Source organism: Tsukamurella spumae, assembly GCF_012396015.1.
Classification (GTDB): Bacteria; Actinomycetota; Actinomycetes; order Mycobacteriales; family Mycobacteriaceae; genus Tsukamurella; species Tsukamurella spumae.
Genome location: NZ_JAAXOQ010000070.1, coordinates 1 through 1,631 on the forward strand (window position 1 = coordinate 1; position 1,631 = coordinate 1,631).

Here is a 1,631-nt window from a genome sequence, read left to right on the forward strand (position 1 = left end):
CCTCCCCGCCGATCGGGATCAGCACGTCGATGCCGTTGTCGTCGAGGGTCTGCCGGATCCGGTCCAACCCCGCCCGCAGCACATCCGGATGGGTGCGGGCGGTCCCGAGCATCGTGCCGCCCTTCGTGAGGAGGCGGTCGTTGCGGTCGTCGTTGGACAACTGGACCCGACGGTCCTCGAGCAGGCCACGCCACCCGTCCTGGAAACCGACCACCGCCGACCCGTACCGCGCATCACAGGTACGCACCACCGCCCGAATCACCGCGTTCAACCCCGGACAGTCACCACCACCGGTCAACACCCCGATACGCACTTGATCTTCCCTTCACCGCCGGAACGGGGCCGTCGGGGCCTCGTCGTACCTACCCATCACACGGGGATCGGAACGTTTCGACAATGATCGCGCCCATATGGGCGCGGAGTCGGGCATTGTGGATCTACGCTGAGGGGGTCGGGGCGGCCGTCCCCGCGCTGTGAGGAGGCACTGATGGGGTCCATGGGGCCGGCCGAGGTGGTCCGGGCCGCAGCGATCGCGCGGCGGTTCTACTTCGACGGGAAGTCGAAGATGGAGATCGGCGCGGAGTACGGGCTGTCCCGGTACAAGGTGGCCAGGATCCTCGACGCGTGCATCGAGTCCGGCCTGGTCCGCATCGAGATCAATACCGATGCCACGGTCGACGCGGACCTCTCCGAGCGGCTGCGTCAGGCGTACGGTCTGCGACGCGCACTGGTCGCGACCGGCTCGTTCACCGACTTCGACGGCCTGCGACACGGACTCGGTCGGGTCGCCGCCGACCTGCTCAGCGAGGTCGTGACCGAGGCGGACGTGCTCGGCGTCGGGTGGGGGCGCACGCTCGACGCGATGGCGCAGCACGTCCGCGACCTACCGCCGTGCACCATCGTCCAGATGTCGGGCGTGGTCGGCGACGTCCAGGCCAGCTCCGTGGACCTCGTGCGGCAGTTGACCTCGGTCTCTCGCGGGCCGCAGTACCCGATCTACGCGCCACTGATCATGTCCGACCAGCGGATGAAGGCGGCTCTCGCGCGCCAGCCCGGGGTCGCCGCGGCGATGGACCTGTGGAAGCGGATCACGGTGGCCGTGGTGGCGGTCGGAAGCCTGGACCTGACGGGCTCTCAGGTGTACGCGATGTTGTCGGATCAAGGTCGGGCGGAACTGGATTCGCTCAACGTGGCCGCGGAGCTGTGCGCCATCCAGTTCGATGCCGCCGGGCGCCCGGTGCGCACCAACTACAGCGGTCGCACGCTGGCGATCTCCTACCGCGAGTTGGCCGCGGTAGACGAGGTCGTCGCCATCGCCGGAGGCCACCAGAAGGTGGAGGCCATACGTGCCAGCCTGATGAGCAGGGTCGTGACCTCACTGGTCACCGATCGGGAGACCGCGATCTCGCTGCTCCGCGTCGCGCCCGCCGAATCCGCGGATCGCGCGTGATGCCCATATGGGCGTGACGGTTGTCACGCCCATGGCCGGTGCATACCTTCGTCGTGTGACTCGTCGAACCAAGATCGTTTGCACTCTGGGCCCTGCTGTCGGAACTGATGAGAAGGTGCTTGCTCTCGTTGAGGAGGGTATGGATGTTGCGCGCCTGAATTTCAGTCATGGTGAGCATGCT

The 1,631-nt window shown here is 67.4% G+C and carries 3 protein-coding genes; 2 read left to right on the top strand and 1 reads right to left on the bottom strand.

Going from position 1 to position 1,631, the window contains the following annotated elements; translation table 11 throughout:
- Window positions 1-313: 6-phosphofructokinase (locus HF999_RS22070; protein WP_312854239.1), on the bottom strand; the 313-nt coding region annotated here is incomplete at its 3' end.
- 174 nt (window positions 314-487) lie between these two features.
- Between HF999_RS22070 and HF999_RS22075 the strand changes: the two genes are divergently transcribed.
- Together HF999_RS22075 and HF999_RS22080 are read left to right on the top strand one after the other, a co-directional pair.
- Complete coding sequence (locus HF999_RS22075) at window positions 488-1,450, top strand: sugar-binding transcriptional regulator (protein ID WP_168547899.1); 963 nt, start codon at window positions 488-490, stop codon at window positions 1,448-1,450.
- A 55-nt stretch (window positions 1,451-1,505) separates the two neighbouring features.
- A partial coding sequence (locus HF999_RS22080) for a pyruvate kinase (protein WP_146436822.1) occupies window positions 1,506-1,631 on the top strand: 126 nt, incomplete at its 3' end.